General features: G+C 73.5%; 7 protein-coding genes. 5 read left to right on the forward strand and 2 right to left on the reverse strand.

Features of this window, described 5'->3' with window-relative positions:
- Positions 1–85: 85 nt before the first annotated feature.
- The 5 genes from ABZV78_RS23555 to ABZV78_RS23575 all read left to right on the forward strand — a co-directional run bounded on the left by ABZV78_RS23555 (position 86) and on the right by ABZV78_RS23575 (position 6,817).
- Positions 86–1,045: a phosphate acyltransferase PlsX gene (locus tag ABZV78_RS23555; RefSeq protein WP_355641797.1), complete on the forward strand. Its 960-nt coding sequence runs from the start codon at positions 86–88 to the stop codon at positions 1,043–1,045.
- On the forward strand, positions 1,042–1,836 hold the full coding sequence (rnc, locus tag ABZV78_RS23560) for a ribonuclease III (RefSeq protein ID WP_355641783.1): 795 nt from the start codon (positions 1,042–1,044) through the stop codon (positions 1,834–1,836). Before ABZV78_RS23555 ends, rnc begins: the two co-directional genes overlap by 4 nt.
- Complete coding sequence (gene mutM / locus ABZV78_RS23565; RefSeq protein ID WP_355641785.1) at positions 1,829–2,686, forward strand: bifunctional DNA-formamidopyrimidine glycosylase/DNA-(apurinic or apyrimidinic site) lyase; 858 nt, start codon at positions 1,829–1,831, stop codon at positions 2,684–2,686. The genes rnc and mutM overlap by 8 nt, the downstream gene beginning before the upstream one ends.
- Before the next feature lie 236 nt (positions 2,687–2,922).
- Positions 2,923–5,142, forward strand: coding sequence for an MMPL family transporter (locus tag ABZV78_RS23570; RefSeq protein WP_355641787.1), 2,220 nt, complete (start codon positions 2,923–2,925; stop codon positions 5,140–5,142).
- 169 nt (positions 5,143–5,311) lie between these two features.
- Positions 5,312–6,817: an MFS transporter gene (locus ABZV78_RS23575; RefSeq protein ID WP_355641789.1), complete on the forward strand. Its 1,506-nt coding sequence runs from the start codon at positions 5,312–5,314 to the stop codon at positions 6,815–6,817.
- A gap of 203 nt (positions 6,818–7,020) precedes the next feature.
- Here the strand turns inward: ABZV78_RS23575 and ABZV78_RS23580 are convergent, their stop codons facing one another.
- Positions 7,021–7,404, reverse strand: a complete 384-nt coding sequence (locus ABZV78_RS23580; protein WP_355641791.1) for a VOC family protein — start codon at positions 7,402–7,404, stop codon at positions 7,021–7,023.
- A 75-nt stretch (positions 7,405–7,479) separates the two neighbouring features.
- Positions 7,480–8,303, reverse strand: an 824-nt coding sequence (locus ABZV78_RS23585; RefSeq protein WP_355641793.1) for an endo alpha-1,4 polygalactosaminidase, incomplete at its 5' end; no start/stop codon positions are given.

Below are 8,303 nucleotides of genomic sequence, written 5' to 3' on the forward strand. Positions count from 1 at the left end.
ACCAAGGCTCTCGCCCGGTGCCCCGGCTCCCTCCGCCGCCGGCCGTTCCCCGGCCGGCGCGCCGACGGAGCCGGGCACCGCGCGGATCGCCGTCGACCTCCTCGGCGGGGACGATGCTCCCGCCGTCGTGGTTGACGGCGCTCTGCGGGCCGTGCGTACCGACCCTGACCTGCACCTGCTGCTCGTCGGACCGACCGAGGTCGCCGACGGGCTGATCGGTGCGCTCGACCCGGAGCAGCGTGCCCGGGTCACCGTCCGCCCCGTGCGGACCGCCGTCGGCATGGCCGACCATCCCACCGCCGCGCGCGAAGAGAGCACCGTCCGCGCGGCCGTGCACGCCGTCCGCGACGGGATCGCCGACGCGCTCGTCTCCGCCGGCTCGACCGGCGCCACCGTCACCGCCGCCGCGCTCGGCCTCGGTCGCTGGACCGGCGTCCGCCGGCCCGCGCTGGTCGCGACCCTGCCCGCCGTCGAGGGCCCGGTGGTGCTGCTGGACGTCGGCGGCACGCTCGAACCCGGACCCGCCACCCTGGCCCGGCACGCCGTGCTCGGCGCCGCCTACGCGGCCGTGGCGCACGCGATCGCCGCGCCCCGGGTCGGGTTGCTCTCCGTCGGCACCGAGGCGGGCAAGGGCGACCGGCTGCGCCGCTCCGCCGACCCCGCCCTCGCCGCCGTGCCGCTGCCCTGCGGCGCCCGCTACGTCGGCCTGGTCGAGGGCTACGACGTCTCCCTCGGCGCCCGCGCCGACGTGGTGGTGACCGACGGCTTCACCGGCAACGTGCTGCTCAAGGCCATCGAGGGCGCGTACGCGATGGCCGGCGGGCCCCCGGCGAACGGCGGCGCGCCGCGCGCGGCGGCCCTGCTCGGGGTGGCCGGCACCGTGGTGGTCTGCCACGGCGCCGCCCGGCCCGACGACGTCGCCTCCGGCATCGCCCTCGCCGCCCACCTGTGGCGCCGGGGCGCCACCGACACCGTCTCGACCCTGCTCGACGACGTCCCGCACGATCCCGCACCTGACCGCAACGACACCGAGGTAGCACCATGACCAACGACAAGCGGCGGCGTGCTCCCGTCGGCCACCTGGAGGCGGCCTTCGGGGTGTCGCTCGACCCGGAACTGCTGGAGCGCGCGCTGACCCACCGCTCCTACGCGTACGAGAACGGCGGCCTGCCCACCAACGAGCGCCTCGAGTTCCTCGGCGACTCGGTCCTCGGCGTGGTGATCACCACGGCGCTGTTCCACAACCACCCGGACCTGCCCGAGGGACAGCTCGCCAAGCTGCGGGCCAGCGTGGTCAACATGCGTGCCCTCGCCGACGTGGCGCGCGGCCTCGGCCCGGACGGGCTGGGCGCGTACCTGCTGCTCGGCAAGGGCGAGGAGGCCACCGGCGGCCGGGACAAGGCCAGCATCCTGGCCGACACCCTGGAGGCGCTGCTCGGCGCGATCTACCTCCAGTACGGCCTGGACACCGCGGCCATCGTGATCCACCGCCTGTTCGACCCGCTGATGGCCGAGTCGGCCGGCCGGGGCGCGGCGCTCGACTGGAAGACCAGCCTCCAGGAGTTGACCGCCGCCCTGGGGCTGGGTGTCCCCGAATACCGGATCGAGGGCACCGGCCCCGACCACCTCAAGACCTTCACGGCCTGGGTGGTGGTGGCCGGCAACCGGTACGGCGGCGCGGAGGGGCGCAGCAAGAAGGAGGCCGAGCAGCGGGCCGCCGAGTCGGCCTGGCGGACGCTGACCGAGCAGGCCGAGGCGGAGGCCGCCGCGAAGGCCGCGGCCGACGGGATCGACCCGGCGGGCGACCCTGCCGAGACCGGCGCGGGCCGTGCCTGAGCTGCCCGAGGTCGAGACGGTCCGGCAGGGGCTGGCCGAGTGGGTCATCGGCCGGCGGATCAGCGCCGTCGAGGTGCGCCACCCCCGGGCGGTCCGCCGGCACGAGCCGGGCGGCGAGCACTTCGCCGACGTGCTCACCGGCCGGACGATCACCGACGTCCGGCGCCGCGGCAAGTACCTGTGGCTGCCGCTGGACAGCGGGGACGCACTCATCGGGCACCTCGGCATGTCCGGCCAGATGCTGCTCCAGCCGGTCGGCGCCGCCGACGAGCTGCACCTGCGGGTCCGGTTCCGCTTCGCCGACGACGGCCCGGAGCTGCGCTTCGTCGACCAGCGCACGTTCGGCGGGCTGTCGGTCTCCGAGGGCGGGGCGGAGCTGCCGGCCGAGATCGCCCACATCGCCCGGGACCCGATGGACCCGGAGTTCTCCGACGCCGGCTTCGTGGCCGCGCTGCGGAAGCGGCGGACCGAGGTGAAGCGGGCGCTGCTCGACCAGACGCTGATCTCCGGCGTCGGCAACATCTACGCCGACGAGGCGCTCTGGCGGGCGAAGCTGCACGGCGCCCGGCCGACCGACGCGCTCACCGGCCCGGCGGCCACCCGGCTGCTCGGCCACGTCCGGGACGTGCTCGGCGAGGCGATCAAGCAGGGCGGCACCAGCTTCGACGAGCTGTACGTCGACGTCAACGGCGAGAGCGGCTACTTCGACAGGTCGCTGAACGCGTACGGCCGCGAGGGTGAGCCCTGTCCGCGGTGCGGGGCGCCGATCCGGCGCGAGGCGTTCATGAACCGTTCGTCCTACAGTTGCCCGCGTTGCCAGCCCCGCCCCCGGGGCAGCCTCCGGGGATGACCCCGAGCCGGTTCGGGGTTGCGCCGGTGTGCCTCGCCGGCCGCCGCCCGGCGCGTCCCCCGGTCGTACCCTGAAAGATCCCTTCTGTCCGGTTGGCCGACCCGGTTCGGGCCGCCCGGCCGGAGCCGGCCGGATGGGGGACGAGCGGGGGCCGTTCCCCGATGTCCGGGCCCGCTCGGCTCCCTAGCGTCAGCAGACGTCGGCACAGGGCCGACGTCTGGAGGGGGATCCCAGGTATGGGCAGGCGACCGGTGACCGTGCGGCTGGCACGGTGGAGTGCGGAGCATCCGTGGCGGGCCATCGCGCTCTGGGTGGTGTTCGTGGCGGTGTGCTTCGTGGGCGGCAACGCCGCCGGCCTGAACGAGGCCACCGACGACGACCAGGCGATCGGCGAGATGGGGCGAGCCCAGCTGATCGTGGACAGTGGCGGCTTCCACGAGCCGGCCACCGAGAACGTGCTGATCACCCCGCGCTCCGGGAAGCTCGACCCGGCCGCGGCGAAGGCTGCCGCCGACGACGCGACGGCCCGGCTGCGGCAGGTCGACGGGGTGACCTCGGTGGGCGCGCCGATGCCGTCCCGGGACGGCAACGCGATGCTGGTGCCGATCACCATGGCGGGCGACCCGGAGACCGCCTCCGACCGGGTGCAGCCGCTGCGCGACACCACGGCGAAGGTCCAGGAGGCGCACCCGGCGCTGAGGGTCGAGCAGGTCGGCGGCCCGTCGATCGGCAAGGCGCTCGACGACACCCTCGGCAAGGACTTCAAGCGGGCCGAACTGCTCAGCCTGCCGGTCACCCTGGCCATCCTGATCATCGCGTTCGGCGCGCTGATCGCGGCCGGCGTGCCGGTGCTGCTCGCGCTCTCCTCGGTGGCCGCGGCGATGGGTCTCTCCACCCTCGCCTCCCACCTGGTGCCGGCCACCGACACCACGGCCAGCGTGATCCTGCTGATCGGCATGGCGGTCGGCGTGGACTACTCGCTCTTCTACGTCCGGCGGGAACGCGAGGAACGGGCCAAGGGCCGCTCCGGGCTCGACGCCGTGGAGATCGCGGCGGAGACCTCCGGGCACGCCGTGGTGGTCTCCGGCACCGCCGTGATCATCTCGATGGCCGGGCTGCTGCTGGCCCAGGACGCCATCTTCTCCTCGCTCGCCGTCGGCTCGATCCTGGTGGTCGCGGTCGCGGTGATCGGCTCGCTGACCGTGCTGCCGGCGCTCCTGGCCAAGCTGGGCCGCTGGGTCGACCGGCCCCGGGTGCCGCTGCTGTGGCGGCTCACCGCCCCGCGCGTCGGGCGGCACGGCCAGCCGGCCCGGCCCCGGTTCTGGCCGGCCGTGCTGCGGCCCGCGCTGCGCGCGCCGCTGGCCACCCTGGTGGTCTCGGTCGGGCTGCTGCTCGCCCTGGCCGCCCCGGCGCTGGGCATGAAGCTGAAGTTCCCCGGCATGGAGGACGTGCCCCGCACCACGGCGGCCATGCAGGCGTACGACCGGCTCACCGCGGCCTTCCCGAGCAACGGCACCAGCCACACCGTGGCGGTGCGGGCGCCCGCCGACCAGGCCGACCGGGTGAAGGCCGCGCTCACCGCGCTGGCCGGCCGGGCCGCCGCCGACCCGCTCTTCGCGCCGATCGAGGGGGACGGCCCGAAGATCAAGGTGTCGGCCGACCGGCGGGTGTCGGTGCTGGAGGTGGCCACGCCGTACGCCAGCCGCACCGACGAGGCGTCCCGGTCCCTGCACGAGCTGCGCCAGGACCTGGTCCCGGCCGCGCTGGGCGGCATTCCCGGCGTCGAGTACGCGGTCGGCGGCGGCGTGGCGGCCAGCGAGGACTACGCGGACCACATCTGGGCGAAGCTGCCCCTGGTGGCGGCCTTCGTGCTGGCGCTCACCTTCCTCGTGATGGCCTGGACGTTCCGGTCGGTGGTGGTGGCGCTCACCTCGATCCTGCTGAACCTGCTCTCCGCCGGGGCCGCGTACGGCCTGCTCGTGCTGGTCTTCCAGGGCACCTGGGCGGAAGGGCTGCTCGGCTTCACCTCGATGGACGCGATCGTCACCTGGCTGCCGATGTTCCTCTTCGTGGTGCTGTTCGGGCTCTCCATGGACTACCACGTCTTCGTGGTCAGCCGGATCCGCGAGGGGATCCGCCAGGGGATGTCGAACAAGGACGCGGTGGCGTACGGGATCACCTCCTCGGCGGGCGTGGTGACCAGCGCGGCGATCGTCATGGTCGGGGTCTTCTCGATCTTCGCGACGCTGAGCACCATCGACTTCAAGCAGCTCGGCATCGGCCTGGCCGCGGCCATCCTGCTGGACGCCACGATCATCCGGGCGGTGGTGCTGCCCTCGCTGATGACCCTGCTGGGCGACGCGAACTGGTGGGCGCCGCGGTTCCTGCGCGGCCGGGCGGCGACCCCGCCGGCCGAGCCGCCCGCGCCGGCACCGGAACTGGTCGGCGCGCGCTGATCCACGGGACGGGGGAGGGCGGGCCGGTCCGGTCCGCCCTTCGTCCTGTGACGGAGGTGTCACGGCAGGATTAACGGCCGGGGCGGCGGGGCATCTGGGCCGCCATGGACGAACAGCTCACGCCGGCGGCCCGTCGCGCCCCGGCCCTCGCAGCCCTCCGGAGCGCGTCATGAGCACCGACGTGCGGACCGGCACCGTACGGACCAACGTCCCGGCCCGCCTGGACCGGCTGCCGTGGTCCCGCTGGCACTGGATGATCGTGATCGGCCTCGGCACGGTGTGGATCCTCGACGGCCTCGAGGTGACCATCGTCGGCAACCTCTCCGGCAAGCTCGCCGAGCCGGGCAGCGGCCTGAGCATCACCCAGAGCCAGGTCACCGGCCTGGCCGCCGCGCTCTACGTGGCGGGCGCCTGCACGGGCGCGCTCTTCTTCGGCTGGCTCACCGACCGGTTCGGACGCAAGAAGCTGTTCCTGCTGACCCTCGGGCTCTACCTGGTCGCCACCGCGCTGACCGCGCTGTCCTTCGACACCTGGTGGTTCTTCCTGTTCCGGTTCCTCACCGGCATGGGCATCGGCGGCGAGTACGCGGCCATCAACTCGGCCATCGACGAGTTGATCCCGGCGCGGCACCGCGGCCGCATCGACATCATCATCAACGGCACCTTCTGGCTCGGCGCCGCGCTCGGCGCGCTGCTGACCGTGCCGCTGCTCAACGGCCTGCCGACCAACCTCGGCTGGCGGGTGGCGTTCGGCCTGGGCGCGGTGCTCGGCGTGGTGATCCTGCTGGTCCGCCGGCACGTCCCGGAGAGCCCACGCTGGTTGTTCATCCACGGCCGGGCCGACGAGGCGAACCATCTCGTCGACTCGGTCGAGGCCGAGGTGAAGCGGGAGACCGGCAAGGACCTCGCCGAGGCGGACAACTACATCGAGATCAAGCAGCGGAAGAGCACCAACTTCCTGGAGATCGCGAAGACGCTGTTCGCCCGCTACCCGAAGCGCGCCACGCTGGGCTTCTCGCTCTTCATCGGTCAGGCGTTCCTCTACAACGCGATCACCTTCGGCTTCGCCCAGATCCTCCAGACCTTCTTCGACGTCCCGCCGGGCAACAGCGGCTACTACTTCGCGGTGATCGCGGTCGGCAACCTGCTCGGCCCGCTGCTGCTGGGCCGGCTCTTCGACACGGTCGGCCGGGTCCCGATGATCGCCGGCTCCTACATCGGCTCGGGCATCCTGCTGCTCGGCACCGCCTGGCTGTTCCACGCGGGCGTGCTCAACGCGGTGACCATGACCGCCTGCTGGTGCGCGGTGCTCTTCTTCGCCTCCGCTGGCGCCAGCGCCGCGTACCTGACGGTCAGCGAGATCTTCCCGATGGAGACGCGGGCCATGGCCATCGCGTTCTTCTACGCGATCGGCACCGCGGCCGGCGGCATCACCGGCCCGCTGCTCTTCGCCAAGCTGGTCGGCTCCGGCCAGGTCGGCGACACCGTGGTTGCCTTCGTCGTCGGCGCCGCCGTGATGATCATCGGCGGCCTGGTGGAGCTGGCGCTCGGTGTCAAGGCCGAGGGGAAGTCCCTGGAGGAGCTGGCCACCCCGCTCAGCGCCGAGCACGCCGGCATCCCGGCGCAACGCGGCGCCGGCACCCCCGCCCCGGTCACCGGTGGCGCACCCGGCTGACCGCCGCCGTCCCTGGACACCGCCCCCGCCCGTCCGGGCCGGGGGCGGTGCCGCTTGTTCAGAGGTACGCGGGCTGTAGGCGCCCTCGCTGCTGCCCGCTCCCGGTGTCCGTGCCCGGGCGACTCAGCTCGATGCGGTCCGCTGACCGTGACGGGTTACCGCGCGACGGGCTGTCGCTGTTTGGAACTCGCACCGTCCACGCATCACGCGACGCAGAACTCGTTGCCCTCGGGATCCTGCATGACGACGTGCCCCAAGGTGTCGCCGTACCACTCCTCGCGGACCACTGCCGCGCCGGCCACCACCAGCTCAGGCACCTTCTGCTGGATCAGTCGTGCACGCTCGATCATGTCCCCGGGGCCCGGGCCCGCCACGCGGACGTCGATATGCATCCGGTTCTTGGCCGACTTGCCCTCGGGTACCTTCAGGAAGCCAATGGCGGGTCCTCTGCCGTCCGGGTCGACGATGGACGCGTTGTCGGGCTCGTCGAAGCCGGGCTCCTTGACATATCCCAGGGCAAGCGCCCAGAAGCCAGCAATCCGCTGGGGATCGTCGGCATCGCACCCCAGGGTCCAGTAGGTCGCCATAGGACCAACGTACGCGGGGCCGGGACGTGCCAGTGCCCGGCGTCCCGAGCAGCGTCGTGAACGTGCAACGCCGGCTCAGGGCAGCGTGCAGGGCTCGCGCCAGGCGTCGAGCTTGCGGTCCTTGAGGATGGAGGCGAAGCCGTAGCCGACCGTGGTGACGCAGAAGTCGGCCGGATCGCCCGTGTATTCCACGTGGAAGACCGGCTTGTCCGCGTCGGCGAACGGGAGCAGCTTGTCGCACCCGCCCAGCCGGAGGCACTCCTGGTTGACCGCGAAGTCGAAGTCGGGGGCGAGCGCCGCCACCTGCGGCAGGTCGTCGACCAGCCCGGGGGAGAGTTCCAGCCGGCGGGCCAGTTCGGCCAGCCGCCGGTTGAACAGCAACTGGTCGTCGAAGGAGAGCGGGAAGCCGGAGCGGTACAGGTAGCCGTCGGCGTCGTCGAGCGCCACCGCGCCGAAACCCTTGCCCCGGCAGAGCCGGAACCGGTCGGCCAGCACCGGCTCCAGCGAGTCCCACTGGCGGACGTCCAGCCACCGGCTGCCCGGTCGGCCGGGCACCGCCGACCCGCGTACCGCCGTCGGGAAGCGGCTGGCGTCCGGGTCGGTGGTCGCGAACGTGCCGACCCGCACCTGGCAGACCAGGCGACGGTGGCGGGCGCGCAGCGCGCCGGTCTCGTCGGAGGTGGTCCGCACCGCGTCGAGCAGGAAGACGTCGGCCTCGACGGTGACGTCCACCGGGCCGGTGAGCTGCCACTGCCACTGCCAGTGCCGGGCCTGCGTGGAGGGCCACGGGGTGGGCGCCCCGGGCGGGACGAGCGGCTCCCGGCAGGCCGCCGGGGCGAGCAGCAGCGCCGTCAGCACCACCGCCAGGCCCCGGCGCGGCCCGCGTCGGCGGACGCGGG

The sequence above is a fragment of the Micromonospora sp. NPDC004540 genome, from assembly GCF_040610095.1.
Classification (GTDB): Bacteria; Actinomycetota; Actinomycetes; order Mycobacteriales; family Micromonosporaceae; genus Micromonospora.

Excerpts from the sequence above, each read along its gene's own strand:
- ABZV78_RS23570 (WP_355641787.1), top strand. The coding sequence starts at position 2,923 with ATGGGCAGGCGACCGGTGACCGTGCGGCTGGCACGGTGGAGTGCGGAG.
- rnc (WP_355641783.1), top strand. The coding sequence starts at position 1,042 with ATGACCAACGACAAGCGGCGGCGTGCTCCCGTCGGCCACCTGGAGGCG.
- ABZV78_RS23575 (WP_355641789.1), top strand. The coding sequence starts at position 5,312 with ATGAGCACCGACGTGCGGACCGGCACCGTACGGACCAACGTCCCGGCC.
- ABZV78_RS23580 (WP_355641791.1), bottom strand. The coding sequence starts at position 7,404 with ATGGCGACCTACTGGACCCTGGGGTGCGATGCCGACGATCCCCAGCGG.